This is a genomic window from Streptomyces liliiviolaceus, assembly GCF_018070025.1.
Lineage (GTDB): Bacteria > Actinomycetota > Actinomycetes > Streptomycetales > Streptomycetaceae > Streptomyces > Streptomyces liliiviolaceus.
In genome coordinates this window covers 78,070-105,030 of the sequence record NZ_JAGPYQ010000001.1, presented here as the reverse complement: position 1 = coordinate 105,030, position 26,961 = coordinate 78,070, and the positions used below count along the sequence as shown (strand labels likewise).

General features: G+C 72.1%; 26 protein-coding genes. 17 read left to right on the top strand and 9 right to left on the bottom strand.

Going from position 1 to position 26,961, the window contains the following annotated elements; translation table 11 throughout:
• Positions 1 to 13: 13 nt before the first annotated feature.
• A complete protein-coding gene (locus tag J8N05_RS00450) occupies positions 14 to 2,158 on the bottom strand; it encodes a S9 family peptidase (protein WP_210880511.1) in 2,145 nt (714 codons plus the stop codon).
• A 183-nt stretch (positions 2,159 to 2,341) separates the two neighbouring features.
• On the opposite strand from J8N05_RS00450, the gene J8N05_RS00445 reads away from it, so the two are divergent.
• The 5 genes from J8N05_RS00445 to J8N05_RS00425 all read left to right on the top strand — a co-directional run bounded on the left by J8N05_RS00445 (position 2,342) and on the right by J8N05_RS00425 (position 7,554).
• Positions 2,342 to 2,536, top strand: coding sequence for a hypothetical protein (locus J8N05_RS00445; RefSeq protein WP_107020199.1), 195 nt, complete (start codon positions 2,342 to 2,344; stop codon positions 2,534 to 2,536).
• A 30-nt stretch (positions 2,537 to 2,566) separates the two neighbouring features.
• A complete protein-coding gene (mshB, locus tag J8N05_RS00440; RefSeq protein ID WP_210880510.1) occupies positions 2,567 to 3,544 on the top strand; it encodes an N-acetyl-1-D-myo-inositol-2-amino-2-deoxy-alpha-D-glucopyranoside deacetylase in 978 nt (325 codons plus the stop codon).
• A 59-nt stretch (positions 3,545 to 3,603) separates the two neighbouring features.
• The gene (locus J8N05_RS00435; RefSeq protein WP_210889926.1) at positions 3,604 to 3,996 is read left to right on the top strand and encodes a DUF6113 family protein; all 393 of its coding nucleotides are present in this window, start codon (positions 3,604 to 3,606) and stop codon (positions 3,994 to 3,996) included.
• Between the two features lie 167 nt (positions 3,997 to 4,163).
• Positions 4,164 to 6,518 (top strand): hypothetical protein, encoded by a 2,355-nt coding sequence (locus J8N05_RS00430; protein WP_210880509.1) that lies wholly within the window; start codon positions 4,164 to 4,166, stop codon positions 6,516 to 6,518.
• A gap of 172 nt (positions 6,519 to 6,690) precedes the next feature.
• Positions 6,691 to 7,554 (top strand): ABC transporter substrate-binding protein, encoded by an 864-nt coding sequence (locus tag J8N05_RS00425; RefSeq protein WP_210880508.1) that lies wholly within the window; start codon positions 6,691 to 6,693, stop codon positions 7,552 to 7,554.
• Positions 7,555 to 7,606: 52 nt separating this feature from the next.
• Here J8N05_RS00425 and J8N05_RS00420 read toward each other — a convergent pair whose 3' ends face one another.
• Both J8N05_RS00420 and J8N05_RS00415 read right to left on the bottom strand, forming a co-directional pair.
• Positions 7,607 to 8,458 (bottom strand): transglutaminase family protein, encoded by an 852-nt coding sequence (locus J8N05_RS00420; RefSeq protein WP_210880507.1) that lies wholly within the window; start codon positions 8,456 to 8,458, stop codon positions 7,607 to 7,609.
• A 217-nt stretch (positions 8,459 to 8,675) separates the two neighbouring features.
• Entirely contained in the window at positions 8,676 to 9,695 is a 1,020-nt protein-coding gene (locus J8N05_RS00415) for a GNAT family N-acetyltransferase (protein ID WP_456339970.1), read from the bottom strand.
• Between the two features lie 141 nt (positions 9,696 to 9,836).
• Here J8N05_RS00415 and fdxA point away from each other — a divergent pair, with 141 nt between their 5' ends.
• Together fdxA and J8N05_RS00405 are read left to right on the top strand one after the other, a co-directional pair.
• Positions 9,837 to 10,157, top strand: coding sequence for a ferredoxin (gene fdxA / locus J8N05_RS00410; protein WP_190033468.1), 321 nt, complete (start codon positions 9,837 to 9,839; stop codon positions 10,155 to 10,157).
• A gap of 146 nt (positions 10,158 to 10,303) precedes the next feature.
• Positions 10,304 to 11,410 (top strand): bifunctional succinyldiaminopimelate transaminase/glutamate-prephenate aminotransferase, encoded by a 1,107-nt coding sequence (locus J8N05_RS00405; RefSeq protein ID WP_210880505.1) that lies wholly within the window; start codon positions 10,304 to 10,306, stop codon positions 11,408 to 11,410.
• Between the two features lie 282 nt (positions 11,411 to 11,692).
• Here the strand turns inward: J8N05_RS00405 and J8N05_RS00400 are convergent, their stop codons facing one another.
• Entirely contained in the window at positions 11,693 to 12,130 is a 438-nt protein-coding gene (locus J8N05_RS00400; RefSeq protein ID WP_210880504.1) for an ATP-binding protein, read from the bottom strand.
• 393 nt (positions 12,131 to 12,523) lie between these two features.
• Positions 12,524 to 13,567 carry a heavy metal transporter gene (locus tag J8N05_RS00395; RefSeq protein WP_210880503.1) on the bottom strand — a complete coding sequence of 348 codons (1,044 nt, stop codon included), beginning with the start codon at positions 13,565 to 13,567 and terminating at the stop codon, positions 12,524 to 12,526.
• Positions 13,568 to 13,681: 114 nt separating this feature from the next.
• On the opposite strand from J8N05_RS00395, the gene dapE reads away from it, so the two are divergent.
• Both dapE and J8N05_RS00385 read left to right on the top strand, forming a co-directional pair.
• Positions 13,682 to 14,761, top strand: a complete 1,080-nt coding sequence (gene dapE, locus J8N05_RS00390) for a succinyl-diaminopimelate desuccinylase (protein WP_210880502.1) — start codon at positions 13,682 to 13,684, stop codon at positions 14,759 to 14,761.
• A gap of 123 nt (positions 14,762 to 14,884) precedes the next feature.
• Positions 14,885 to 15,643, top strand: a complete 759-nt coding sequence (locus J8N05_RS00385; RefSeq protein WP_210880501.1) for an LOG family protein — start codon at positions 14,885 to 14,887, stop codon at positions 15,641 to 15,643.
• Positions 15,644 to 15,814: 171 nt separating this feature from the next.
• On the opposite strand, the gene folP is transcribed toward J8N05_RS00385, so the two are convergent.
• Positions 15,815 to 16,675 carry a dihydropteroate synthase gene (gene folP, locus J8N05_RS00380; RefSeq protein WP_210880500.1) on the bottom strand — a complete coding sequence of 287 codons (861 nt, stop codon included), beginning with the start codon at positions 16,673 to 16,675 and terminating at the stop codon, positions 15,815 to 15,817.
• Positions 16,676 to 16,814: 139 nt separating this feature from the next.
• Here folP and J8N05_RS00375 point away from each other — a divergent pair, with 139 nt between their 5' ends.
• Both J8N05_RS00375 and J8N05_RS00370 read left to right on the top strand, forming a co-directional pair.
• On the top strand, positions 16,815 to 17,204 hold the full coding sequence (locus J8N05_RS00375) for a DivIVA domain-containing protein (RefSeq protein WP_210889925.1): 390 nt from the start codon (positions 16,815 to 16,817) through the stop codon (positions 17,202 to 17,204).
• Positions 17,201 to 17,797 (top strand): DNA-3-methyladenine glycosylase I, encoded by a 597-nt coding sequence (locus J8N05_RS00370; protein ID WP_210880499.1) that lies wholly within the window; start codon positions 17,201 to 17,203, stop codon positions 17,795 to 17,797. Before J8N05_RS00375 ends, J8N05_RS00370 begins: the two co-directional genes overlap by 4 nt.
• An 84-nt stretch (positions 17,798 to 17,881) precedes the next feature.
• Here the strand turns inward: J8N05_RS00370 and chcB are convergent, their stop codons facing one another.
• Positions 17,882 to 18,688 (bottom strand): 2-cyclohexenylcarbonyl CoA isomerase, encoded by an 807-nt coding sequence (gene chcB, locus J8N05_RS00365; protein WP_210889924.1) that lies wholly within the window; start codon positions 18,686 to 18,688, stop codon positions 17,882 to 17,884.
• 361 nt (positions 18,689 to 19,049) lie between these two features.
• Here chcB and J8N05_RS00360 point away from each other — a divergent pair, with 361 nt between their 5' ends.
• The gene (locus J8N05_RS00360; protein ID WP_003966491.1) at positions 19,050 to 19,217 is read left to right on the top strand and encodes a DUF3117 domain-containing protein; all 168 of its coding nucleotides are present in this window, start codon (positions 19,050 to 19,052) and stop codon (positions 19,215 to 19,217) included.
• 194 nt (positions 19,218 to 19,411) lie between these two features.
• On the opposite strand, the gene J8N05_RS00355 is transcribed toward J8N05_RS00360, so the two are convergent.
• Entirely contained in the window at positions 19,412 to 20,110 is a 699-nt protein-coding gene (locus J8N05_RS00355) for an O-methyltransferase (protein WP_281403130.1), read from the bottom strand.
• A gap of 228 nt (positions 20,111 to 20,338) precedes the next feature.
• Between J8N05_RS00355 and sigE the strand changes: the two genes are divergently transcribed.
• The 5 genes from sigE to J8N05_RS00330 all read left to right on the top strand — a co-directional run bounded on the left by sigE (position 20,339) and on the right by J8N05_RS00330 (position 25,637).
• Positions 20,339 to 21,040 carry an RNA polymerase sigma factor SigE gene (gene sigE, locus J8N05_RS00350; protein ID WP_107020182.1) on the top strand — a complete coding sequence of 234 codons (702 nt, stop codon included), beginning with the start codon at positions 20,339 to 20,341 and terminating at the stop codon, positions 21,038 to 21,040.
• Positions 21,037 to 22,002, top strand: coding sequence for an anti-sigma factor family protein (locus J8N05_RS00345; protein WP_210880498.1), 966 nt, complete (start codon positions 21,037 to 21,039; stop codon positions 22,000 to 22,002). Before sigE ends, J8N05_RS00345 begins: the two co-directional genes overlap by 4 nt.
• 139 nt (positions 22,003 to 22,141) lie before the next feature.
• The gene (locus J8N05_RS00340) at positions 22,142 to 24,058 is read left to right on the top strand and encodes a S1C family serine protease (protein WP_210880497.1); all 1,917 of its coding nucleotides are present in this window, start codon (positions 22,142 to 22,144) and stop codon (positions 24,056 to 24,058) included.
• Between the two features lie 186 nt (positions 24,059 to 24,244).
• Positions 24,245 to 24,697, top strand: coding sequence for a sec-independent translocase (locus J8N05_RS00335; RefSeq protein WP_210880496.1), 453 nt, complete (start codon positions 24,245 to 24,247; stop codon positions 24,695 to 24,697).
• A gap of 283 nt (positions 24,698 to 24,980) precedes the next feature.
• The gene (locus J8N05_RS00330; protein ID WP_210880495.1) at positions 24,981 to 25,637 is read left to right on the top strand and encodes a hypothetical protein; all 657 of its coding nucleotides are present in this window, start codon (positions 24,981 to 24,983) and stop codon (positions 25,635 to 25,637) included.
• 186 nt (positions 25,638 to 25,823) lie between these two features.
• Here the strand turns inward: J8N05_RS00330 and J8N05_RS00325 are convergent, their stop codons facing one another.
• Positions 25,824 to 26,957, bottom strand: coding sequence for an Mrp/NBP35 family ATP-binding protein (locus J8N05_RS00325; RefSeq protein ID WP_210880494.1), 1,134 nt, complete (start codon positions 26,955 to 26,957; stop codon positions 25,824 to 25,826).
• Positions 26,958 to 26,961 lie beyond the last annotated feature (4 nt).

Genomic DNA, 26,961 nt, shown 5'->3' with positions numbered 1-26,961 from the left:
CGGTGCGCCGGTCCTACCGCAGTCCCAGGGACCGCTTCAGGAAGTCCACCTGGAGCAGCAGCAGGTTCTCCGCGACCTGTTCCTGCGGGGTCATGTGCGTGACCCCGGACAGCGGCAGCACCTCGTGCGGACGGCCCGCGGCCAGCAGCGCGGAGGACAGCCGCAGGGAGTGCGCGACCACCACGTTGTCGTCGGCGAGACCGTGCACGACCATCATGGGCCGCGCCGGTTCGACCGCCCCCACCAGCCCGTCGTCGTCGATCAGCGAGTTCGCCGCGTACACCTCGGGCTGCCGGTTCGGGTCGCCCAGATATCGCTCCGTGTAGTGGGTGTCGTACAGCCGCTGGTCGGTGACCGGCGCGCCCACCACGGCCGCGTGGAAGACGTCGGGGCGGCGCAGCGCCGCGAGGCCCGCGAGATAGCCGCCGAACGACCAGCCGCGGATCGCCACCCGGGTCAGATCCAGCGGGAAGCGCTCGGCGAGGGCGTGCAGCGCGTGGATCTGGTCGTCGAGGACGACCGCCGCCAGATCGTCCTTGACCGCCTTCTCCCAGGCCGGTGAGCGGCCCGGCATGCCCCGCCCGTCCGCCACGACCACGGCGAAGCCCTGATCGGCGAACCACTGGGGCGCGAGGTACGCGTTGTGCGCCGCCAGGACCCGCTGCCCGTGCGGCCCGCCGTACGGGTCCATCAGGACGGGCAGCGGACCGCTCTCGTAATCCGTGGGGAGCACGACGGCGCACGGCACCCGGCGCTCACCGGCTTCCGTGAGGTGCACGCGCGGGCTCGTTCCGGGGTGCTCGGCGTACGAGGCCACGGTCACCGCCTCCGGACGGCCGCTCCCCGTCGCCCTGCGTCCTGTGTCGCGCACCACGCGGACCTGTGCTCCGGGCCGGTCGGGCACGGCCGACACGAGGACGGTCGTACCGCCCGCCCGCACCGCCGAGTGCACGCCGGGCTCCTGGGAGATCCGCTCCACGCCGAGGTCGCTGACCCGGTAGACGTGGACCTCCCCGATCTCGGGGTCGGCCGCGGCCGTGCCGGCCGACGCGGACACGAGCACGTCGTCGTCGGACACGTCGAGCACGGCGCGCACGTGCAACTGCGGACCCGTGAGGGGGCGTTCGCCCACCGCCAGCACACGCGCCCCTCCCTCGTCGGCGATCCGCACGAGCTGTCCGCTCGGGCTCCAGCTCGGCACACCAGGGAAAAGATCAAGCCAAATCGGATCTTCGTCCGCGTGCACCATCCTGGTCGTCCCGGAGTCCGGATCGACGGCGAGATAGAGCTGACTCGCCTGGTCGCGCGCCTGTACGAGCAGTAGCGGCGCCCCGGCGGCCGACCAGTGCACTCGCGCCAGATAGGGATAGCGCGCCCGGTCCCACCGGACCTCCGTACGTACCCCGTCGAGCCCCAGTACGAATAGCCGCACCTCGGCGTTGTCGGTGCCCGCCGCCGGATACGCGACCTGCTGCGGCTCCCGCCCGGGATGCGCGGGGTCGGAGATCCACCAGCGGCGTACGGGGGCGTCGTCGGCCCGCGCCACCAGCAGGCGGTCCGACTCCGGTGACCACCAGAAGCCCCGTGAGCGGCCCATCTCCTCGGCCGCGACGAACTCGGCGAGCCCGTAGGTCACCGTGTCCGACTCCGGCTCCGCGAGCGCCCGGTCGTCCTCGCCCTCCGCGCCGACGACCCGCAGGGCGCCCCCGGCGACGTAGGCGACGAGCCGTCCGTCGGGGGACGGGCGCGGGTCGATCACCGGTCCGCGAACCCGCAGTTCACGTGCCGTTCCGGCCCTCAGCTCGGCGGTGAACAGCCGCCCCGACAGGGCGAAGGACGCCACCTCCACGGCGGCGTCCGTGGCATACCCGACGATGCCCGCGCCGCCCTCGCGGCTGCGCTCGCGGCGGGCCCGTTCCGCCGCCGGGAGGCGCTCGGAGGAACCCCCTAGGAGCGCCCCCGGGTCGGCCGCCGGGCGCTCCTCGCCGCTCGCCACGTCGAGGACCCACAGCTGGTTCGCCCGGTCCGTGCCGGACGAGGACCGCAGGAACACCACACGTGAACCGTCGGGCGCCACGGTGAACGCGCGGGGCGCGCCCAGCGTGAAACGCAGGGTGCGCGCCTGCCGGCGCGGAAAGGAGAGAGGCTCGGTCGTCATGCTCCGACCATATTGGCCATGCGCCCCCTTGTGCGGCCGTGCGCCGATCAATGCGCACGCACGAATAGTTATGATCACTAGCGCTGTGTGGGTATCAACCTGCTGACCGTTGCACGGATTTGTTGCCCCCCAATGTTCGACCCCACCCCCCGTTGTCCCTGGGATCTTTGGAGGTGAGCCGCCGTGGCACTTTCGATTTCGGCGGTGGTGCTACTGGCGATCATCGTCTTCATCCTGGTCAAGAAATCAGGGCTGAAGGCGCCTCACGCCATCGTCTGCGTCCTGCTCGGCTTCTACCTCGCCAGCTCGACGATCGCCCCGACGATCAACGAGCTGACCACGAACATCGCCGGCATGATCGGGGACATCAAGTTCTGACCGTGACCCCCGCCTCGTAGGGTGGGGACCATGACGGAACTGCCCTCTTCCGGCCGCCGGCCCGGGGGACCCCCCTCCCCCTTCGCCGGGCGTCTGCTCCTGGTGCACGCGCACCCGGACGACGAGGCGATCAACAACGGCGCCACCATGGCCAGGTACGCGGCCATGGGCGCTCAGGTCACCCTCGTGACCTGTACACGGGGCGAGCTGGGCGAGGTCATTCCGCCCACACTCGCGCATCTGTCGGGAGAACACCTCGGCGAGCACCGCCTGGCGGAGCTTGCCGAGGCGATGCGTGAGCTGGGCGTGCGGGACGCCCGTTCGCTCGGCGGCGCCGGCCGCTACGAGGACTCCGGGATGATGGGCCTCCCGGACAACGACGACCCGCGCTGCTTCTGGCGCGCGGACGTCGACGAGGCGGCCGCCCATCTGGTCGGCGTGATCCGCGAGGTACGCCCCCACGTGCTCGTCACCTACGACCCGGACGGCGGCTACGGCCACCCGGATCACATCCAGGCCCACCGCGTCGCCATGCGCGCCGCCGATCTCGCGGCCGAGCCGGACTTCCGCACCGACCTCGGCGAACCGTGGACGATCGCGAAGATCTACTGGAACCGCGTGCCGCGTTCCGTCGCCGACGAGGGCTTCGCCCGCCTCAAGGACGTACTCGGCGAACTGCCCTTCCCCGCCTCCGCCACGGTCGACGACGTGCCGGGCGTGGTGGACGACCCGGTGGTCACCACGGAGATCGACGGCACCGCCCAGGTCGCGGCCAAGGCCGCCGCGATGCGGGCGCACGCCACCCAGATCGAGGTCGCCGAACCGTGGTTCGCCCTCTCCAACCGGCTCGCGCAGCCCCTCTTCCCCGTGGAGTACTACGAGTTGGTGCGCGGCGAGCGTGGCGGGACGGCCCGGGAGAGCGATCTGTTCGCGGGCATCACGGAACTGTTCGCGGAGAGCACATTCGCACAGATCACAGAAGCAACCACCGAGGGCGGTACGCGATGAACGCGGCGAACAGGTCGAGCGCGAACCGTTCGCCGGCGGACCGGTCGAACGCGGGCGTCATGCTCGCCCAGCCCCTGCGCCCGCCCTCGGCCCTGCGGGTCGTCGTCCACCTGGGCCTCTTCGTCCTCGGCGCCGTGGTCGCGGTGGCCGGGGCGCTGGTCCAGTCGGGCTGGTTCCCGGGCGGGCTGCTGCTCGCGCTGGCCGGTGCGGCGGGCCTGTTCCTCGGCGGATCACGCGCGACCGGCGGCCGGGCCGGAGCGGTCGCGCCCGCGGCCGGCTGGATGATCGCCGTCGTCCTGCTCACCGCCAGCCGCCCCGAGGGCGACTTCCTCTTCGCCGCGGGAGCGGGCTCCTATCTCTTCCTGCTCGGCGGGATGGCTCTGGCTGTGATGTGCGCCACCCTTGGCCAGGAACGGCAACCGGGCGGCCCCGCCGCCCGACTTGGCAAGTGACGTACCACTTCGCCACAGCGCGCAGGTGCAAGTCCGGTGTGGGTTTCCCCGACGGCCGCAAAATGAGGGGGACAAGTGGCCAGTATGGTGGAGCGCGCCGCCGAGCCGCCCGAATCGAGGTCGAGGTCGAGTAACCCGGGCGGTGGAGCCAACCAGGAGAACCTGCCTTGAGTCGTGAAACTGACAGTTCGTCCTCCGGGCCCAACGGGCGCGGGGGAACCGCATACCCGTCGGGGACTCCGCCGTACGGAACGCCGATGGCTTCCGACGGCGCCGCCGACGCGGGGCGCAGTGCCGGTGACCGGCCGGAACAGCCCAAGACCGAGACCACGCTGACGACGCGGATCCGCATCAACATCCCCGGATCCCGGCCGATTCCGCCGGTCGTCGTGCGCACGCCCGTGGCCAACGCGGAGTCCTCCGACGCCACAGGTGCGTCCCGGTCCACGGCCCCGGAGGCCGGACCGCCCGCCCTTCCGACCCGGCCCGTCGACTCCGACACGGGCTCCCACCCCGCGCCCGGCGCCGGTGGTGCCGGTGCTTCCGGTGGTGGCGCCGAGGAGAAGCGGAGCGACTGGTTCGCCCCCCGCAAGGCCGGTGCGCCCAAGGGCGGCCCGGGCGGCGGCAACGCCAACGGCGCCGGAATGGCCGCCGGTTCGGGCGCGCAGGGCCCGGCGACGGGCGCCGGTGCGGGAGTTGGCCCCTCCGGAGCGCCCACGGCGCGGCCCGGCGGCGCCGCCACCCCCGGCGCGCGGCCCGGCGGCGGTACCAACGGCGCGGGACTGCCCGGCGCGGGCGGCACCGCACCGGTGGCCCCCGGCCACGGCGGCGGTACCGGCTCCTTCGACGTCTCCCGGGCGCTGGCGGCGGGGCCGCTGGGCACCGGGCCGGGCGGATCTCCGTACCCGACGGGCGCCCAGGCGGGCGACAACGGCGGCGCCGAACCGCGCCGCGACGGACTCCCGTACTTCTCCGACGGCGGCCAGAACGGTCAGGGCGCCCAGAACGGCCAGAACGGTCAGGGCGGCCAGCGTGGGCCCGCGGGTCCCACCGGCGGCCCGGTCAGCGGCGACACGCCCCTGGCGGCACCCGGCGCCCCAGGCGGCCAGGGCTTCCCCGGCGGTCACCGTGCTCCCGGCAACCCCGGTGCGCCCGGCGGCCAGGCTGGTCCCGGCGGTCACCGTGCCCCCGGCGGTCCCGGCCCCGGCGGGCAGGGCGCTCCCGGTGGCCCGGACGCCTCCGGCTTCCCCGGTGGCAAGGGCGCCCAGAGCGGTTCCGCCTTCAACGGTGCCCCCGCGGGCGCCGGCCGTCCCGGTGGCGGCCTGAGCGACGACACCGCGATCCTCACCCCGCAGGTCCCCGCACCCGAACCGGGCGCGCCGGGCTACGGCGGCGCCGGTGAGAACGTCTCCGGGCACACCCTCACCAGCGGCATCCCCGTCGTGCCCTCCGCCCCGAACTCGCCGTTCGGACCGGGTGCGCACACCGACGGACCGCTGCCGCACCAGCCCCCGAAGCTGCCGGAACCGGTCTCACCGGCCGCGCCCGCCGCCGCGCGGCCCAAGCAGAAGAAAAAGGGCCGCAACAAGCTCGTGCTCCTGGTCACCGGCGTGGTGGCCCTGGGCGGCCTCGCGTACGGCGCCGGACTGCTCATGAACCACTCCGACGTCCCCAAGGGCACCAGCGTGCTCGGTGTGGACATCGGCGGCGGTACGCGCGACGAGGCCGTCCAGAAGCTCGACGACGCGTTCAAGGCGTCGGCCGCAAAACCGTTGCAGCTCTCGGTCGAGGGCGACACCGTCGCGCTCAAGCCGGACCAGGCCGGGCTCCAGCTCGACAGCCAGGCCACCGTGCGGGCCGCCGCGGGCAGCGACTACAACCCCGTCTCGGTGATCGGCTCGCTGATCGGCCAGGAGCGGGTCGTCGCCCCCGTCATGCCCGTCGACGAGGAGAAGCTGGCGGCAGCCCTCGAAGGGGCCGCGGGCGGTTCCGGCTCGGCGACCGAAGGAACGATCAAGTTCCAGTCGGGCAAGGCCGTCGCCGTCTACGGCAAGGCGGGCCAGGGCATCGACATCGACCGGTCGACCAAGGCCGTCGAGGACGCGTACCGCACCCAGGTGGAGACGGGTGAGTCGGCTCCCGTGAAGGTGCCGACCACGGCGAAGGAGCCCAAGGTCTCCAAGGCCGAGGTCGACCGCATGATGAAGGAGTTCGCGCAGCCCGCCATGTCGGGACTTGTGACCATCAAGGCGGGCGCCGCGGTGGTCCAGTTCAGCCCCGAGAACTCCCTGTGGAAGTTCCTCGGCGTCAAGGCCACTCCTGAGGGCAAGCTGGTCGACTACTACGATCTGCCCGCGCTGAAGGAGCTGTACGGCGGCGCGTTCGACGGTGTGACGATCGCCCGGGGCAACGGCAAGAAGACCGCCGTGACCCCGCAGGACGTGGTCGGCGCACTGCGCCAGGCGCTCCTCGGCAAGACGGCGGCGGACCGCGTCGGAGTGATCGAGACCAACCCGACGTAGACCCCACGCAGTAGCAGTAGCAGCAGTAGCCGCCGCAGCAGTTCGCTTCGCGGAACATCGAGAGGGCACCCGGTGATGGCCGGGTGCCCTCTTGCCCTGTCCGGACGTCCGCCGCATCGTTGCCGGTGCCGGGTGGGCCGCGCCGGGCGGGTGTCGAAGGGGCGGATGCCGTATGGGCTGGGAATTCACGGACGACCGGGGAATCACGGTCCGGCTCACCGGACGGCCCGAGCGCGTCGCCGCGTACGTACGCGCGGGTGCGGGGCTGTGGGACCTGGGGGTGCGGCCCGTCGCGGTGTACGGGTCAGGACACGACGGCGACGAGCCCGACCGCGCCAAGTCCGGCTCCCTCGCGGACGTCCCGTACCTGGGCGCGGGCAGAACCCTCGACCACGCGACGCTGGGTTCCGTGCGACCGGACCTGGTCGTCGACGTCACCTACGACGGGAAGAAGCCGTACGCGGTCACGGAGCCGGCGGCCGCACGGGCGGACGCGCCGGTGCTCGCCCTCGCGGTCGGCGCCGACACCTCGCTGCCCCGCATCCTGGCCCGCTTCACCGAACTCGCCGAGGCCCTCGGCGGTGAACCGGCCGGACAAGACGACGAGTTGGCAGCCGCGGAGGACCTTGTCCGGTCGGCAGTACGGCCGAAGGCCGCGGTGCCGCTCAAGGTCCTCGCCCTGTCGGCCGCCGGGCCCGGCCAGGTGCACCTCGCCCGCCCCGGGGCCTGGCCGGAGTTACGTCATCTGGCCGAACTGGGAGTGGAGTTGATCGAGCCGGGCGAGGGCGGCGCGAACTGGGCCACGACCACCTGGGAGCGGGCGGTGGAACTCGCTCCCGACCTGGTCCTCGCGGACGTCCGCGGAAACGCCGCCCCGGCCGCCGAGTTGGAGTCCGTACCGGCCTGGCGCGCCCTGACCGCCGCCGCGACCGTGACGCCCTGGAACCCGGAACTGCCGTGCAGCGCCCGGGCGTACGCGGCCTTCATCGGATCGGTGGCCCGCGTGCTGGGGGAACTGGCCGTCAAGAAGCCCTGAAAGGGACTCCGGCAAGGACTCCGACAGGGACAACCGGGGGCCGGTCCGGGGGTCAGTTGAGCATCGCGCGGGCCGCGTGCGCCTGGCTCCGTACACGGGCCGCCGCAGGCTCGTCGACGGCGGCCACGATCTCCGCGTACGCGTCGAGTTCCGTGGCGCCCATGAGGAAGTCGCCGCGCTGCACGAGGAGCTGGGCGCGTTCGTAGCGCAGACGAGCCGGGTGCGAGGGCAGCAGGAGCGAGAAGTCGACCGCCCAGAGGGCCACGTCGGAGCGTTCGGGGCGGGCGGCGGCCCAGGCGCGGATGTTGTTGAGGATGCGCAGGACGACGTCGAGCGGGTCGGCGGGCGAGAGCATCGACGGGTCGAGGGGGGAGCCGGTGGCACCGGCCACCAGCAGCTCCGCGTCGGTGCCGGTCAGTACGCGGCCGCCGACGAAGGGGTCGACGAGGACCTGCTGCTCGGGCGGGCCGAAACCGACGACGAAGTGACCGGGCAGGGCGACTCCGTAGACGGGCGCTCCGGCCCTTCTCGCGACCTCCATCCACACCACGGAGAGCAGGATGGGCAGTCCGCGGCGGCGCTTCAGCACCTTGTCCAGCAGGGAGGACTCCAGGCGCTGGTAGTCGCCCGGCGTACCGCGGAAGCCGAGGCCGGTGCCGAGGTGCTCGGAGAGCGCCGTGGCCCAGGACCGGGGGCCGCCGGGCCGGAACGGCAGTTCTCCGGCCAGCCGGTCCAGTTCGATCTGGGCCGCGTCCATCCCGGCCTCGGTCAGTTCGCCGTCCGCCTGTGCGCCCACCAGCAGACACAGGGCCGACAGGTCGGGGCGGTCGGCTCGTGCCTCTTCGCCGAAGCGCCGCCGCCATTCGGCGCTTCGCGCCGGGTCGGGGGGATGTAGTGGACGCATAGCTGCTTCGTGCCCTTTCACGCCGATCGATACCGGTGCGCGGCGCGCGGTTCTCTGTGGGGGGTACGGGGGGGAACGGGGGGGGTGGGCGTGGGGTTGTCGGGCGCGGGTGCGTCGTGGCTGGTCGCGCCGTTCCCCGCGCCCCTGGTGGGGGGTGGTGCCGGTGTGTCGTCGGGTGCGGCAGCGTCGTGGTTGCGCGCGCCGTTCCCCGCGCCCTTCACGGGGCCCGTTCTGGAGCCGGGGCTCTGTAGTGGTGGTAGGCATGGTGAGGGGTGAAGGACAGGCGGGTGTAGAGGGAGCGGGCGCCCGTGTTGTCCGATTCCACCTGGAGCCAGGCGGCCGAGGCGCCCTCCGTCAGGGCCTGGCGGGCGAGGGCCGTCATGACCGTGGTGGCCAGACCCTGGCGGCGCAGCGCGGGGTCCACCTCCACCGCGGCGAACCCGGCCCAGCGGCCGTCGACCACACACCGGCCGATCGCCGCGGGTACCCCCGGCTCGCTGCCGGGCACGGTCGCGAACCACACCGAGGGGCCGCTGCCCAGCACCTTCAGCGCCACCTCGCTCACCCCCTTGCGCTGGTAGCGGCCCAGCCACCCCTCGTCGGCCTCGCGCGACAGCGTGACCGTCCGCCCGGGCCCGGGGTCCGGGAGGTCCGCCACCGGCGCCAGCGCGCCGGTCCACAGCTCCGCGGACACCTCACGCACCCACCCCCGTACCTCCAGCTCCGCGCACAGCGCTTCCTGCGTGCCCTCCGCGCCCGTGGCGGTCTGCGTGTAGGCGGGCAGGCCGCGTGCCGCGTACCACTCCTGTACGCGCGACAGCGCCTCGTCCAGCGGCACGCCCGGGTCACCGAGGGGCAGGACCGAGTTGGCGCGTCGCGTGAAGCCGGACGCGGCCCGCAGCTCCCACGCGCCGAGCCGTTCGCGCTCCACCGGCTGCCAGGCCCGTGCGGCGACCCGCGCCAGTTCCTCGTACGAGGCGGCGGGGCCCCGTCTGCGGGCCGGCGCGGAGGGGACGACCTTGCCCGCGACCAGCGTCGCTTCCGAAATGCGGACGCTTTCCCCGGACCGGCGTGTGATCAGCAGCACACCGTCGTCCCATGATGTGAGAACACCGACCGTGTCGGTGAACTTCTCACCCTCGGGGTCCTCTTCGCGCATCCGTCGTACCGAAACGCGTTTGCCCACGTCAGCGGGGGTGACACGGACCTCAAGCCGGAAGTGTGGTGAGAAATCCACAGCTCAGTCCAACCCTCCTGTTCGGATCATGCCCAAGAACGGAGATACTAGGTGCGGGCATCGACGACGCCGCGCTCCCGCGCGCCAGGTGGCGGAGCCTGAAGACGGCTCGCCAGCGCCCTATCGAGGAGGAACGACAGCGTGACCTACGTCATCGCGCAGCCTTGTGTCGACGTCAAGGACAAGGCGTGCATCGAGGAGTGCCCGGTCGACTGCATCTACGAGGGCCAGCGGTCCTTGTACATCCACCCGGACGAATGCGTCGACTGTGGTGCCTGTGAGCCGGTCTGCCCGGTCGAGGCGATCTTCTACGAGGACGACACTCCCGAGGAGTGGAAGGACTACTACAAGGCGAACGTCGAGTTCTTCGACGAGCTGGGTTCGCCCGGTGGTGCCAGCAAGCTGGGCCTCATCGAGCGCGACCACCCCTTCGTCGCGGGACTGCCGCCGCAGAACCAGTAAGCGGCCCGTGCGCCGGCGGCCCCGCCCGGCGGCAGCCGCGGGTGCCGTCCCGGTCCCGTACGGCCCGCCGCCGTGCGGGGCCGCCGTGTTTGCCGTGCCTGCCCCGTGCCTGCCGTGCCTGCCGCGCAGAAAGTGAGCCAGAACCCGTGTCCGCAGTCTCCGACCGGCTTCCCGCCTTTCCCTGGGACAAGCTGGAGCCCTTCAAAGCGAAGGCCGCCGCTCACCCGGACGGCATCGTCGACCTCTCCGTCGGCACCCCGGTCGACCCGGTGCCCGAGCTGATCCAGAAAGCTCTGGTCGCCGCCGCCGACTCGCCCGGCTATCCGACGGTGTGGGGCACCCCGGAGCTGCGGGACGCGCTGGTCAGCTGGTGCGGGCGACGGCTCGGCGCCCGGGACCTTACCCACCGCAACGTCCTGCCGGTGGTCGGTTCCAAGGAACTGGTGGCCTGGCTGCCGACCCAGCTGGGCCTCGGCCCGGGGGACAAGGTGGCCTACCCGCGCCTGGCGTACCCGACGTACGAGGTCGGCGCCCGCCTCGCCCGCGCGGACCACATCGCGTACGACGACCCGACGGACCTGGACCCCACCGGCCTGAAGCTGCTGTGGCTCAACTCCCCGTCGAACCCCACCGGCCGGGTGCTCTCCCAGCAGGAACTCACCCGGATCGTCGCCTGGGCGCGTGAGCACGGCATCCTCGTCCTCGCCGACGAGTGCTACATCGAACTGGGCTGGGAGGCCGACCCGGTCTCGGTCCTGCACTCCGAGGTGTGCGGCGGCTCGTACGAGGGGATCGTCGCGGTCCACTCGCTGTCGAAGCGGTCGAACCTGGCGGGCTACCGGTCGGCGTTCCTCGCCGGTGACCCCGCGGTCCTGGGCGACCTGCTCCAGATCCGCAAGCACGGCGGAATGATGACGTCCGCGCCGACGCAGGCCGCCACGGTGGCCGCCCTCTCGGACGACACGCACGTCCAGGAGCAGCGCGAACGGTACGCGGCCCGCCGCAAGGCCCTCCGCGACGCCCTGGTCAGCCACGGCTTCCGCATCGAACACAGCGAGGCCAGCCTCTACCTCTGGGCGACCCGCGACGAGTCCTGCTGGGACACGGTGGCCCACCTGGCCGCCCTCGGCATCCTGGTGGCCCCGGGCGACTTCTACGGCCCGGCGGGCGCCAACTTCGTAAGGGTGGCCCTGACGGCAACGGACGAAAGAGTCCAGGCGGCGACAACCCGCCTGACGACACCCACAGCCTGACGGTGTCCGTGGCCTGACGGCCTCCAGCTTCTGTCGGCGCCCGAAGGGCCGCCGTCCAGGGGCGCGGGGAACGGCGCGCCCGGCCGAGACGCACCCGCACCCCAAACCCCGTGACCAGCCCCCACAAGGGGCGCGGGGAACGGCGCGACCAGCCACGACGCACCCGCACCCGAAAACCCACCAGCCCGCCGCAGGCGAACCCGCACGCGCAAGCGCAAAGGCGAAGGGGCCCAGGGGAAACCCCTGGACCCCTTCACCGCAAGCGAACCGGCGGCAAGCCGATCAGCCGAGCGGCAGCCCCTGCAGCGGCAGCCCCTCGGTCGGCAGCCCGCCCTTCGAGACCGCGTCGGTCGGCAGCCCACCACCGGTCGCCGACCCCGCGGTGTCACCGAGCACGTCACCCGTGGTCCCGGCAACATCCCCGGCGGTCTTCTGCGCCGCGGGCGTCGCGGTCTTGACGGCCTTGCCGCCCGTCTTGCCCGCGGACGGCACGGCCTTCTTCACGGCCTTGCTGCCCGTTTCGCCGGCCATCCCGGTGGCGTTCTGCGTGGCACCGTCGACCGTGGTGCCCGCGTTGTCCAGCGCGCTCAGGCCGCCGAGGTCGGGGGTGGCCGGCAGTGCGGCCGCGCTCGCGGAGCCGGCCGCACCGACCACGGGTGCCGCTCCGGCTGCGATGAGCAGCGCGACACGGGCGATCCGACGGGTCAGGGGGAGGGACATGGTGCTCCTTTGACGGGGAGAGAACGATGAAATCTTCCGCCGCGCCCGGCAGTTGACCTACTCGCCGCCGACTGGCTGCCGACTGGATGTCGACCGGCTGTCGACCGGTGTTGATCGTTCCGGGCTCGGACGCAGTGACTACCGCTCGAAGCCCGCGAAGGTTGCGGTGGCCCGAAGTAAAGAGTTGGTAATGCGTCGCATTATCGGCTGCGGAGAAACCCGGGCAAAGAAGGCCTGGTCGCACAGCCCGCCGAATCCCCACAGCCCTTTGCTGACAAGGGTTTTGACGTCCACGGGACAGGTGCGGGACAAGCGCGGGAAAGAGCCGCAGAAAACTGCGGTCACCTGTCGACGTGGCACGCCGGGAGTGCCACCAACGGGTGAGGGTCCGTACTACTGCCCGGTGACGATTCGAACCTCGCCGACGGCGTTCCGGCCGACCCGACCGTCCTCGCGCCACTCGCTCCGGGTGCTTCCGGCCGTCCACACCCGGCCCGCGTACGAGACCCGCTCGACGTGCAGCGCCGAGGAGTTGGCGACGGCCCAGTGCGCGAGGGCCCACCCGCGCTGCCGCTGCCCGCCCCCGGTGGCCGCCGTCTTCGGTACGGGCAGGGTCACCGTGCGCTTGCCACCGGACCCGCTCACCGAGGCGGACGGCACGGACGGACCCGACGGCGCGAGCGAAGAGCCGGCCGACGAGCCGGCCGACGGATCAGCCGACGAGCCGGTCGACGGGTCGGCCGAGGAAGTCGCCGCCACCGTGGCGCCCGCCTCCTCGAAGACCCCGCGCCCGAAGTCCCGTACCAGCGCGGTGCGTACCGACTCCGGGCCGCCGGGGCGCGTGTCGGGGCGGCCCTCGCAGGTCAGCGTCGCGGCGGCGCGGCCGGTCAGGGCCGCCGCGAGGAGCGTCGCGTCCGGCTCGTGCTTCGCGTACGCCTCCGGGTAGCCGCTGCGCTGGACGCGCTGCGCGGCGACGGTGAGCGGCAGTCGCCCGTAGTCGGGCACCTTGTCCAGATGCTCGTAGAACTCGCCCGCCGCGTACGCCGGATCCAGGATCTCCTGCTCGGTGCCCCAGCCCTGCGAGGGCCGCTGCTGGAAGAGCCCGAGCGAATCCCGGTCGCCATGGCCGAGGTTGCGCAGGGCGGACTCCTGGAGGGCTGTCGCGAGGGCGATCGTGACGGCCCGCTCGGGCATCCCGCGGTGGACGCCGACCGCCGAGATCGTCGCCGCGTTCACCGCCTGCTCCGCCGTGAACTCGTACGACGTGCCGTCGCCCGCGGCCGAAACGACGGTGCACTTCGGCACTCCGGACCCGCCGGTCAGGTACTGCACGGTGAGATACGCCGCGACGCCGAGCAGTACGACGAGGGCCGCTCCGGAACGCAGGAGACGGCCACGGCGCCTGGGGGCGACGGAAGCGGGGGACGGCTCAGGCACGCGTACAAGGTACTGGAGAGTACTGTCGGAGCCGTGTGAGGTCGCGGAGATCCACCGGCTCGCGGACCGGCCTGCGGGGAGGCCGCGAGGACCGGGCGCGTTAGGGTCGACGGCATGGCCGACACCCCACTTGACCTCACGCTGGACGCCGCCCGGCTCACCGCGCGGCTCGTCGACTTCCCGTCGGAGAGCGGCACCGAGAAGCCCCTCGCGGACGCCGTCGAGACCGCCCTGCGCGCCCTGCCGCACCTCACGGTCGACCGGTACGGCAACAACGTCGTCGCGCGCACGAACCTGGGCCGGGCCGAGCGCGTGATCCTGGCCGGGCACATCGACACGGTGCCCATCGCGGACAACGTGCCCTCGCGCCTGGACGAGGACGGCGTGCTCTGGGGCTGCGGCACCTGCGACATGAAGTCGGGCGTCGCGGTACAGCTGCGGATCGCGGCCACGGTGCCGGCCCCCAACCGCGACCTCACCTTCATCTTCTACGACAACGAAGAGGTCGCCGCCGACCTGAACGGCCTCAAGCATGTGGCCGAGGCCCACCCGGAGTGGCTGGAGGGTGATTTCGCGGTCCTCCTGGAGCCCTCCGACGGGCAGGTCGAGGGCGGCTGCCAGGGGACCCTGCGGGTGCTCCTGAAGACCACGGGGGAGCGGGCGCACTCCGCGCGCAGCTGGATGGGCTCCAACGCCATCCACGCGGCCGCCCCGATCCTCGCCCGCCTCGCCTCCTACGAGCCGCGCTACCCGGTCATCGACGGCCTCGAATACCGCGAGGGCCTGAACGCCGTCGGCATCTCGGGCGGGGTGGCGGGCAATGTGATCCCTGACGAGTGCGTGGTGAGCGTCAACTTCCGTTACGCGCCCGACCGCAGCGAGGAGGAGGCGCTCGCGCACGTCCGCGAGGTCTTCGCCGACTGCGGCGTGGCCGAGTTCGTCGTCGACGACCACAGCGGGGCGGCGCTGCCCGGCCTCTCGCATCCGGCCGCGGCGGCGTTCATCGAGGCCGTCGGAGGCACCCCGCAGCCCAAGTACGGCTGGACGGACGTCTCCCGCTTCAGCGCGCTCGGCGTCCCCGCGGTCAACTACGGCCCCGGCAACCCGCACTTGGCGCACAAGCGTGACGAACGGGTCGAAACCGCCAAAATCCTGGCGGGCGAGGAGCGGCTGAAGGCCTGGCTGACGGCCTGACCCGCGGCCCGGCCCGCGGTCCGATCTGCCGTCCGATCCGAGGCGGACATGCCGGCGTCCCCCCTCCTTAACCCGTGGAGATCTACGCTGAGGTGGAACGATCGGCAAGCGGAGGGAGCGGATATGGCTACCGGCAACCCCGAGGGCAGCAAGCAGCCACCGGAGGAGCAGCAGCTGGGACCCGTGCTGCGCAGGCGGGGGCAGGTGCAGGCGAGCACGACGGACCAGCGGCTGCTGGACGCCGGCGGGCCGTCGGACTGGGTGCACACCGATCCCTGGCGCGTGCTGCGCATCCAGTCGGAGTTCATCGAGGGCTTCGGCACGCTGGCCGAACTCCCGGCCGCCATCAGCGTGTTCGGCTCGGCGCGTACGCCGGTGGGCTCGCCCGAGTACGAGGCGGGGGTCGCGCTCGGCCGGGGCCTGGTCGAGGCGGGCTTCGCGGTGATCACCGGCGGTGGTCCCGGGGCCATGGAGGCGGCCAACAAGGGCGCCTGCGAGGCGAAGGGCATCTCGGTCGGCCTCGGCATCGAGCTGCCCTTCGAGCAGGGGCTCAACGAGTACGTCGACATCGGTCTCAACTTCCGGTACTTCTTCGTCCGCAAGATGATGTTCGTGAAGTACGCGCAGGGGTTCGTGGTGCTGCCCGGCGGGCTCGGCACGCTCGACGAACTCTTCGAGGCGCTCACCCTCGTGCAGACCCAGAAGGTCACGCGCTTCCCGATCGTGCTCTTCGGTACGGAGTACTGGGGCGGGCTGGTCGACTGGCTCAAGAACACCCTGATCGCCCAGGGCAAGGCATCGGAGAAGGACCTGCTGCTGTTCCACCTGACGGATGACGTGGACGAGGCGGTGGCGTTGGTGTCGAAGGAGGCGGGGAGGTAGGGGGGCTTTTCCTCGCCCCCGCCGCCCCTACCCTTCCCGTCACCGTCACTGTGTCCTCAAACGCCGGACGGGCTGGTTTTCCAGCCCGTCCGGCGTTTGAGGACCGGGGGTTCGGGGGCTGGCCCCCGAGTCGTGGACGGGAACGGGTAGGGGCGGCGGGGGCGAGAACCCCTACGCCAGCCCCCGCCTGGCGACCGAAGGCGGACGGTGGCCCGCGATCGACGCCACCATGTCCAACACCTGCCGCGTCTCCGCAACCTCATGCACCCGATACACCTGAGCCCCCAGCCACGCCGACACGGCAGTGGTCGCGAGCGTCCCCACCACCCGCTCCTTGACCGGCCGGTCGAGCGTCTCGCCCACGAAGTCCTTGTTGGACAACGACACCAGCACGGGCCACCCGGTGGACACCATCTCCCCGAGCCGCCGGGTCGCCTCCAGCGAGTGCCGCGTGTTCTTCCCGAAGTCGTGCCCGGGATCGATCATCACGGACTCCCGGGGCACCCCGAGGGACACGGCCCGCTCGGCCAGCCCCACGGTCACGTCCAGGATGTCGGCCATGACGTCGTCGTACGCGACGCGATGCGGCCGCGTACGAGGCTGCGTACCGCCCGCGTGCGTGCACACGATCCCCACCCCGTACCGCCCGGCGACCTCGGCGAGCCGCGGATCGACCCCGCCCCAGGCGTCGTTCAGCAGGTCCGCGCCGGCCTCGCAGACGGCCTCGCCGACCTCGTGCCGCCAGGTGTCGACGCTGATGATCACGTCGGGGAAGCGGCGCCGCACCTCGGCGACGAATCCGACGGTCCGCCGCGCTTCCTCCTCGGCGGTCACCTCCTCGCCCGGTCCGGCCTTGACCCCGCCGATGTCGATGATGGCGGCTCCCTCGGACACCGCCTGCTCCACGCGGGCGAGCGCCGGCTCGTCGCGGAAGGTGGCTCCCTGGTCGTAGAAGGAGTCCGGGGTCCGGTTCACGATCGCCATGATCACCGGCTCGTGCGCGTCGAACTCGCGCCTGCCCAGCCTGAGCATCCCCTGTGACCTCTCCCAGTAGTTGTCGCCGTCGGGCCGCCTGCGACCCTAACGGTCAGAGTCGCATGGCACGATCGGTGCCTGACACTTAACGTGCCGACGCGCCCCGCGTCGGCATCAGAGCGTGGGGACCTCAGAGATGTTCATGTTCCTGTTCCTGGTCGTCGCCCTCGTCGTCGTGGTCGGCGCGGTGACCCTCTCCGTCGTCGGGGGCGGTGACAGCGGCGCCCTCCCCGACGCGCTGCCGGAGCGTCTGCGGGACCCGCTTCCCGTGGACCGCCCCGTGCACCGCGGCGACGTGGACGCACTGCGCTTCCCGCTGACCCTGCGCGGCTACCGCATGGCGGACGTGGACGACGCCCTGGGCCGCCTCGGCGCCGAACTGGCCGAGCGGGACGCCCGTATCGCCGACCTGGAGGCCGCGCTGTCCGGCGCCCGCTCGGCCACGGCCCCGTCCGCGACCGCCGCCCCGGCCACCTCCCTCCAGACCACCTCCCTGGAGAAGCCCGCGGAGGAGGACCGCCGGTGAGCGACGCCCTGAAGGGCGCCGACGGGGCCCTGCGCTGCCCCTGGGCGCTGTCCGCCGACGACTACGTGGCGTACCACGACGAGGAGTGGGGGCGTCCGGTCCACGGCGACGACGCGCTGTACGAGCGGCTGTGCCTGGAAGCCTTCCAGTCGGGGCTGTCCTGGATCACGATCCTGCGTCGCCGCGAGGGCTTCCGGGCCGCCTTCGCGGCGTTCAGGATCGCCGAGGTGGCGACGTTCACGGACGCCGACAAGGAGCGCCTCCTCGCCGACACGGGGATCATCCGCAACCGCGCCAAGATCGAGGCGACGGTCGCCAACGCGCGCGTGCTGGCCGACTGGGAGCTGGGTGAACTGGACGAGCTGATCTGGTCCTTCGCCCCGGACCCGGCCACGCGCCCGGCCCCGAAGTCGCTGTCCGAGGTCCCGGCGGTGACCGACGAGTCGACCGCCCTCTCCAAGGCCCTCAAAAAACGGGGCATCCGCTTCGTGGGCCCCACCACGGCCTACGCCCTGATGCAGGCCTGCGGCCTGGTGAACGACCACTTGACGGACTGCGCGTCCCGGAAAGGCGCCCCGAAGGGGGCCTTTTAGGGGCGCGGGGAACTGCGCGCCCAGCCCCCACCGGACCGGCACCGTCGAACCGAACCGAACCGAACCAATCTGGTCCCCTTTTGGCTACCGCCCCAAATACTTCGGCTTCTCCTTGTTGACGAACGCCTGCACAGCGATCAGGTGATCCTCCGATTCCCCCGCCCGCGCCTGCAGCTCGTCCTCCTTCTCCAGGGTCTCGTCCAACGAGTGCGTGACCCCGAAGGCGAGGGACTCCTTGATCGCGGCGTACGCGAGGGTCGGCCCCTCGGCCAGCGCGCGGGCGACCTTCACGGCCTCGGCTGCCAGCTCCGCGGACGGCACGATCCGATTCGCGATCCCCAGCTCGTACGCCTCCTGCGCCGTGATGCTGCGCGGGAAGAGGAGCAGGTCGGCCGCGCGGGAGGGTCCGACGACCCGGGGCAGCGTCCAGGAGATCCCGGAGTCGGCGGTGAGCGCGACCCCGGCGAACGACGTGTTGAAGGCGGCCGTGTCGGCGACGATGCGGTAGTCCGCGGCGAGCGCGAAGCCGAGACCCGCACCGGCCGCGACGCCGTTGACGGCAGCCACCACTGGCTTCGCCGCGCCCGTCAGGGCCCGCACGATCGGGTTGTAATGCTCCTGGACCGTGCTCATGACGCCCTCGCCCGCGCCCGACTCGCGCGCCGCCAGCAGTCCGCCGACATGCTCCTTGAGGTCCTGACCCACACAGAACGCCCGGTTGCCGGCGGCGGTGAGGAGCACGGCCCGTACGGACTCGTCCGCCGCGGCCGTCCGCGCCGCCTCCCGGAAGGCGACCTTGGTCTCGGTGTTCATCGCGTTCATCGCCTCGGGGCGGTTCAGCGTGATCGTCGCGAGTCCGTCGCTCACCTCGTAGAGCACGGTGTCGGCCATGATGGTCCCCTCAGGTGTCGCGGATTCGTCGTACCCGTCGGTACGCACTGCTTCCGAGGACAGCATGGCGGAGATCATGGTGGGCGGCGGGGTTCGTACATGTGACCTGCGTCAAAGAATTCCGGTGTCCGAAAGTCCATGCAGTGGCGCAGTATCGCAGTCACACCGCCGAAATGGGTGGTTTTGATCGAGCGCGTTGCGCAAGCGATGCCGACTGATGTTGGTCATCGGGTCCTGAGATGCGGGATAATGGCTTGGAAGCAATGTGTTCGATGCCGGTGACGCGTGTCCGACGAGAGGACGCGTGCCCTTCAATGGGGCCGTCGGCGACGATGAGCTGGTTTCAGGAAGGGGAACGAGCATGGCGGCCATGAAGCCGCGGACGGGCGATGGCCCGCTCGAGGTGACAAAGGAGGGGCGGGGCATCGTCATGCGCGTTCCGCTCGAAGGCGGCGGACGGCTCGTCGTAGAGCTGACCCCCGACGAGGCTGACGCGCTCGGCGACGCCCTCAAGAAGGTCGTCGGCTGACGCGGAACGCGACCATACCCTTCCACTGCCCCGGCATCAACGCGATGCCGGGGCAGTGGTGTTTCCGGGGATTCCCGCGGTTCCGGCAGGCTCCGGGGACTTCAGCGCGTGCGGGCCGGGTGTACGGGGCGGCTGGTACGGGACAGGTGTGTGGGGGCGGCCGTACGGGACGGGTGTGCGGGCGGGGGCCGGGATCAGCGCTTGACCGCGCACAGCAGGCCGTCGCCCACCGGCAGCAGCGAGGGGACCAGCTCCTGGCTCTCGCGGATCGCGCGGAGCAGTTCGCGCAGCCGCAGCACCTCCGTGGGCTGCGGACCCGACTCCACCGTGCGCCCGTTCGCGAACACGCCCTCGAAGACGACGAGGCCGCCCACCCGCAGCAGGCGCAACGATTCAGCGAGGTAGTCGAGGCACTCCAGCCGGTCGCCGTCGCAGAACACGAGGTCATAGCCCGCGTCCGCGAGCCGGGGCAGGACGTCGAGTGCGCGGCCCGGGATGAAGCGGGCCCGGTTGCTGGCGAAGCCCGACGCGCGGAAGGCCTGGCGGGCGAACTGCTGGTGCTCCGGCTCGGGATCCACCGTCGTCAGTACGCCGTCCGGCCGCATCCCGTGCAGCAGATGAATACCGGAGACTCCGGTTCCGGTGCCGATCTCCGCGACCGCCTTGGCGTCCACGGTGGCGGCGAGCAGTCGCAGCGCGGCGCCCGTGCCGGGCGACACCGAGCGCAGGCCTGCCTCCCGGGCCCGGTCCCGGGCCCAGTGCAGTGCCTCGTCCTCGGCGACAAAGGCGTCGGCGAACGCCCAGCTCGTCAGCCGGTTGCCGGTAATGGCCCTCTCCTGTCCCCGTGGTTGCCTGGGCGTGACTGTATCCGTTGCCGCCGGGAACCCGCAGATGGGACCAGGCGTTTAGAGAGGGTGGGCGACAAGGGTCGGGAACTGCACGGGGGGTGGCGGATGGAGCGGGACGGCCGGCAAGTGCTCGCGCAGCCATATGAGCGCGTATCAATTTCTCGTAAAACCGCTTATCCGGAGCTAACGGGCGAGGTGGCTATGGTAGGGGCTCCACTGGACACCACCAGAGCCGACAGGGGAGGTGCGGCTGAACCTGTGGATCGAGGAGGGGTGCTCCGGCGCCTGCTCAGATCGTCGGGGGAGCCGAAATCCGTGAACAACACTGCTGACCGATCCCGCATCGCTGACTCCGCTCAGACCGCGACCTTCACGTCCGACGCGGACTCGCAGGCGTGGACTCCCCCCACGTGGGAGGAGATCGTCAGCACGCACAGCGGCCGGGTGTACCGGCTCGCCTACCGCCTGACGGGCAACCAGCACGACGCCGAGGACCTGACGCAGGAAGTCTTCGTCCGGGTCTTCCGCTCCTTGTCGACCTACACGCCCGGCACCTTCGAGGGCTGGCTCCACCGCATCACCACCAACCTCTTCCTGGACATGGTCCGCCGCAAGCAGCGCATCCGTTTCGACGCCCTCGGCGACGACGCGGCCGAGCGCCTGCCCAGCCGCGAGCCCTCCCCGCAGCAGGTCTTCAACGACACGCACTTCGACGCGGACGTCCAGCAGGCCCTCGACACCCTGGCGCCGGAGTTCCGCGCCGCGGTCGTCCTGTGCGACATCGAGGGACTCTCGTACGAGGAGATCGCCGCGACCCTGGGCGTCAAGCTCGGTACGGTCCGCAGCCGGATCCACCGCGGTCGCTCCCAGCTCCGCAAGGCGCTCGCCCACCGTTCTCCCGAGGCCCGTGCCGAGCGCCGCGGTTTCGCGGTCACCGGTGTGCCCGCTCTGGGAGGAGGGGGCACGAGCGCGTGAGTGGATCACGGCTGAATCCTGCCGACGGACCCCTTGCCGAGGAGCACCTCGGCGACCGACTTTCCGCCCTGGTGGACGGTGAGCTCGGCCATGAGGCGCGCGAGCGCGTCCTGGCCCACCTCGCCACCTGCGCGAAGTGCAAGTCGGAGGCCGACGAGCAGCGACGACTGAAGAACGTGTTCGCGGAGGTCGCCCCGCCGCCCCCGTCCGAGAGCTTCCTGGCCAGACTGCAGGGGCTCCCCGGAGGTGACCCGGACGGCGACAGCCCGCGACTGGGCCGGGGAGCGCTCGGAGCGTCCGGAGTCTTCGACATGACGCCGGACTCCTTCGGTTACCTGCCCTCCGGCCCCCATGCGACCGCGCTCCCCTCGGAACAGCGCGGATTCCGCATCCATGACATCGGCCGGCGCGAGGCCGAGCGCTCCGCCTCCCGTGGACTGCGCTTCGCCGCCGCCGCGGCCGGTGCCGTCTCGCTCGCCGCGATCGCGCTCGGCGGGGTCTCGACCGGCGTCCCGACCGACACCGCGGACGCGCGCGGCGGTTCGGGCAACGGAAGCAACGTGACCCCGATGCGCACGACGAGCACGACCGGTGCCACGGGCTCCGAGTCGCAGCGCCGCCGGTCCCTCGCACCGCTGCTCGCCCAGGGCCAGCGTTCCTTCGGCAACGAAGGGGGCGCGCAGACCGAACTGTCCGCGCCGCTGCTGCCCGGTGTCCCGGCGCCCGCGCCCGGACTGCCCTCGAAGGGCGAGCCGAACAAGGCCTCGGGCCCGGCGCACGCGCTGACCACCCCCGTGGTGGCCGGTGCCGCCGCGATGTCCCCGCTGATACGTCCGTTCGCGCCGGCCCCACGGGTCACGCTGACCACGTGGTCGTCGGGACCGGAGTTCGAGGCGTCCGTCCTGTCGGCCGTGCCGACGTTCGACCCGTCCGCCTCACCCGCGCCTTCCTCCTCGGGCTGAACCGGCCCTCTGCGCGGCGGCCCGCGAACCTGGTTGAATCCAGGGATGGGCCGCGCCCGCCGCTGTGATCCGGGCGCGGAGGTCGAGACGACGCGGCGAGCGCCGACATGCCGTGCCGCGGGTCAGGTGTGGGGAGAGCATGGACGAGGGGAAGCCCACGAAGCCGAAGTGGTGGAGCCGGCCACGGACCCATGGGCCGGACTCCGCTCCGGCGGACCCGGTTTCCACGGGGGACGGCGCGAGCGGGGTGCACGGGGGAGACATGGACGGCGACTTCGAGCTGGAGAAGCCCGCGGGTACGGGTGAGGGTACGGGCACGGGGGCGACCGCTGTCGGAGGCACCGGCGCGGCCACAGGCACCGGCGCGGGCCCCATCGCCGCGCGGACCGCGGGCGAGGTGGGTGACGGCGTCGGTACGCCCGTCCCCGGTGAGCGGCCGAGGCCCCTGCACGACCCGGACCGCTACAGCACACCGCCGTACGGCGGACCGGGCCCCTGGGCGCCCGCGCCGCCGGTGCAGCACCCCGGGACGACCCCCGCGCACGGCACGACGGTGGAGGCGGTGGCTCCGCCCCAGGACGCTGCGCCCCAGGACCCCCCGGGCGAGGCCGGCTCCGGGGCGCCCACCCCGCACACGTCCGCCCCGTACAGGCCTGCCCCGCACCTGCCCGCGCCGCGGCCGCCCTTCCCCGAGACCTCCTTCCCCGAGGCCCCCTTCCCGGAGGCACCCGCCTCGGGGACTCCCGCCCCGCAGCCGCAGGGTCTCCTCGGTCCGGAGCCGCCCGTCGGGCACCGGACGGCCGGGGCCTCCCATGCCGCCGCCGAGAACGGCGCCCCCGCCCTGGACGCCCCCAGCCCCCACACCCCCTGGCAGAACTACGACCCCTGGGCCGCCGCGCCCCTCCAGCACCACGGGGCCGCCGCCGAGGCGCCGGGCGTCCGCCGCAGGAGGACCGGGCGTGCGCTGGTCCTCGGCGCCGTCCTGCTCGCCCTGGTCTCCGGAGGCGTGGGCGGGGCCGTGGGCGCCTATCTGGAGCGGACCGGGGGGATCGACGACGTCGAGCTCCCGCAGGCCGGAGTGGAGTCCAAGGGGCGGGCGCCGGACAGCGTGGCCGGTATCGCGGCCAGCGCGCTGCCCAGTGTGGTGACCCTGCATGTGAGCGGTTCGGAGGCGCAGGGCACCGGCACGGGGTTCGTCCTCGACCGGCGCGGCCACATCCTCACCAACAACCACGTGGTGGAACCGGCCGACGGCGGCGGCGGGATCACCGTGACGTTCAGCGGCGGCGAGACCGCCAAGGCCGAGGTCGTGGGCCACGACAGCGGCTACGACCTCGCCGTGGTCAAGGTCGCCCATGTCAGCGGCCTCAAGCCCCTCTCGCTCGGCAACTCCGACAACGTCCAGGTCGGTGATCCGGTGGTGGCCATCGGAGCGCCCTTCGACCTGGAGAACACCGTCACCGCGGGCATCATCAGCGCCAAGGAGCGCCCCATCACGGCGGGCGGCGAGGAGGGCGACGGCAGCGACATCTCGTACGTGGACGCGCTGCAGACGGACGCCCCGATAAACCCCGGCAACTCCGGCGGTCCCCTGGTCGACTCCAAGGCCCGTGTCATCGGCATCAACAGCGCCATCCGCTCCGCCGACAGCGGCTCCGACCTGGAGGGCGGCCAGTCCGGTTCGATCGGCCTCGGTTTCGCCATACCCATCAACCAGGGCAGGCGCGTCGCCGAGGAGCTGATCAACACCGGCAGGGCGACCCATCCGGTGATCGGCGTGACGCTCGACATGGAGTACTCCGGCGACGGCGCCCGCGTCGGCGTCAAGGGCAACGACGGCGGCTCGGCGGTCACCCGGGGCGGCCCCGGCGCCCGGGCCGGCATCAAGGCCGGTGACGTCATCACCGAGGTGGACGGACAGCGGGTGCACTCCGGCGAGGAGCTCATCGTCAAGACGCGGTCCCACCGGCCCGGCGACCGGCTGGAGCTGACGCTGGAGCGGGACGGCAAGGAGCGGAAGGTCACCCTCGTCCTCGGCTCGGCCGACGGGGACTGACAGGAAGTTCACAGAAATCCGTCCACCCCCTTGTCCCCCAAGGCAAACAACCGGGAAAACCCGCCGTGTACACGCGGTCCGGCGGCCCGGGGCAGTACCGGTCGGACAGGATCGCCGGGTACCGTGGACCGGGCCCGGACCACGGACGAACTGCCGAGCGCCGAGGACATCGCAAGGAGACGCAAGGTGTTCAATGACATAGGACCGCTTGAGCTGGTCACGATCGTTGTCCTTGCCGTGCTCGTCTTCGGTCCGGAGAAGCTCCCGAAGATGATCCAGGACGTCACACGGACCATTCGCAAGATCCGTGAGTTCTCGGAGAGCGCCAAGGCGGACATCCGCGAGGAGCTGGGTCCGGAGTTCAAGGACTTCGAGTTCGAGGACCTCAACCCCAAGACGTTCATCCGCAAGCAGCTGGACAACGACGAGCTGGGGCTCAAGGAGATCCGTAACGGCTTCGACCTGAAGAAGGAGATGGCCGAGGTCACGGACGCCGTGCACGGCCGCGAGTCCGAGTCGACGTCCTCGTCCTCCTCGTCCTCGTCTGCGGGCTCCACCGGCGGCACGGTGGACATGACGAAGAAGCGCGAGAAGCTGGCGCCGCAAGAGCGCCCTCCGTTCGACGCGGACGCGACCTGAGGCGGACCGAGGCGACCTGACGCGTCCTCACCCCGGGCGGCGCGCCCGCCGTCCCGGACGCGCTTCACTTTCAGTCGAACGCCGTCCCTCTCCCCGTGCCCCGCTTGGGGTTCCATCCGTTCGGGATGCGCCGGATCAGGTGCGTATGTGAGCCATGTGCCGACCGGTTTTCCGGCCTTCGGCGGAGCTGTGGCTATCCTGCCTAGTTGTTGTGCGGACCGGACGGACGCCCGAAGGGGGGCGGGCCACCCGGTCCGCCGAGAGCGAGGAGGCGTCCGGGCAGATGGAGACGACAAGTCGGGTAGGCGCGCAGGCGCCGGCTGCGGAGGGTGGACAACAGCTCCCCTCCGCCCGGCGCACGGTCGACGGCTACCTGCTGGCGCCCTTCCCGTGGTACGGCCTCGACGAGGCCTTCACGGGGCCGCGCTGGCTGATGCAGGTCGGCGCCGCGGCCGACGGAGCCATCGAACACGGCTCGATCGGGCACGGCGACGAGCCGTCGGTGCGCAGTGAGTCCACCGAGGACAAGGAGCGATTCGCGGTCGTGGTGACCGTCGCGGGCAACCCCGTGCGGCGCAGTGCCGACGGTACGGGGCTGCTGGAGGCCACTTCGGTGTCCTCCGCGGCCTGGCTCGCCGGAGTGGGGCTGCTGTCCTTCACCTGGCCCGGCCAGATGGACCACACCCTGCGCGACGACTGGCTGGACCAGCAGACCGAGACGGCGTGGGTCCTCGCGGACGATCTGAACGGGTCCGACTGGTCGACGCTGTCCCTTCCCGTGGACGGGGTGCCGACGCCGTTCCACTACAGAGAATCCGAGTTCGGCTGGGTCCTCGCGGGGTCCACGCAGGAAGGGGTTCATGTGGGGGCGTACGGGCGGGGGATGAGCGCGTACGGGGTGGCTTTCGCGATGATCAAGGACATCGGCACGTACGCCTAGGCGGCGGGCTGCGTCGTTGTCCGGGTGCGGGCCCGATAGGGGCGCGGGGAACGGCGCGGCCAGCCGCCACCGGGCCGCAGCCGATAGTCGGCCTGCGGAGCCCTCAGGGGCGTGGGGAACCGCGCGGCCCGCCGCGACGTGCCCGCAGTCGCCGAGGCGCAGCCCCCGCCACGCCCCCGTGAAGCTCTAGAACTTGTTCCGCGGGGTGATGCCCAAGGACATGCCCGACAAGCCCCGCTGGCGGCCACCGAGCTTGCCGGCGATCGCGCGCAGCGCCGCGCCCGCCGGGGAGTCGGGGTCCGTCAGGACGACCGGCCGGCCGTCGTCCCCGCCCTCGCGCAGCCGCACGTCGATGGGGATCGAGCCGAGCACCGGCACGGTCGCCCCGGTCGTGCGGGTCAGCCCGTCGGCCACCGACTGCCCACCCCCCGTACCGAAGATGTCGACCATCTCGTCGCAGTGGGGGCACGGCATGCCCGCCATGTTCTCGACCACACCGACGATCTTCTGGTGGGTCTGCACGGCGATCGACCCGGCCCGCTCGGCGACCTCCGCCGCCGCCTGCTGAGGGGTCGTCACGACCAGGATCTCCGCGTTCGGGACGAGCTGCGCGACCGAGATCGCGATGTCGCCCGTACCCGGCGGCAGGTCCAGGAGCAGGACGTCCAGGTCGCCCCAGTACACGTCCGCGAGGAACTGCTGCAGCGCGCGGTGGAGCATCGGACCGCGCCACACGACCGGCGCGTTGCCGGGGGTGAACATGCCGATCGAGATGACCTTCACACCGTTCGCCGACGGCGGCATGATCATGTTCTCGACCTGGGTCGGACGGCCCTCGGCACCGAGCATGCGCGGCACGGAGTGACCGTAGATGTCGGCGTCGACGACGCCCACCTTCAGCCCGTCCGCGGCCATCGCCGCCGCGAGGTTGACCGTCACGGACGACTTGCCGACGCCGCCCTTGCCGGAGGCGACCGCGTACACGCGCGTGAGGGAGCCCGGTTTGGCGAAGGGCACCTCGCGCTCGGCCTGGCCGCCGCGCAGCGCGGACGCCAGGTCCTTGCGCTGCTCGTCGCTCATCACGTCCAGCGTGACGTCGACGCGCGTGACGCCCTCGACGCGCGCGACCGCCTCGGTCACGTTCTTCGTGATGGTGTCGCGCATGGGGCACCCGGAGACGGTCAGGTACACCGCGACCGCGACCGAACCGTCCGCGCCGATCTCCACCGATTTGACCATCCCCAGCTCGGTGATGGGTCGCTGGATCTCGGGGTCGTTCACCGTCGACAGTGCTTCACGCACCGCGTCTTCCGTAGCCATGGGT